This is a genomic window from Aliivibrio sp. S3MY1 (genome assembly GCF_028765575.1).
In the GTDB taxonomy this organism is placed as follows: domain Bacteria; phylum Pseudomonadota; class Gammaproteobacteria; order Enterobacterales; family Vibrionaceae; genus Aliivibrio.
In genome coordinates this window covers 1-211 of sequence record NZ_JARACO010000157.1, presented here as the reverse complement: position 1 = coordinate 211, position 211 = coordinate 1, and the positions used below count along the sequence as shown (strand labels likewise).

The following is a 211-nucleotide window of genomic DNA, read 5'->3' as shown; positions in this document are numbered from 1 at the left end:
ATTCGAACCTCCGACCGCCTGGTTCGTAGCCAGGTACTCTATCCAGCTGAGCTACTAGCGCACAATAATTCTTTTATGTTCTTGCTGACTTAAAATCAACAGAAACAAATAATGGCGGTGAAGGAGGGATTCGAACCCTCGATGCGGCTATAAACCGCATACTCCCTTAGCAGGGGAGCGCCTTCAGCCTCTCGGCCACCTCACCGTGTTG

At 50.7% G+C, this 211-nt stretch carries 1 tRNA gene; it reads right to left on the bottom strand.

What is annotated here, in order from left to right:
* Positions 1 to 112: 112 nt before the first annotated feature.
* Positions 113 to 205 (bottom strand) — tRNA-Ser (locus tag PVK62_RS17640).
* Between the last annotated feature and the right edge of the window lie 6 nt (positions 206 to 211).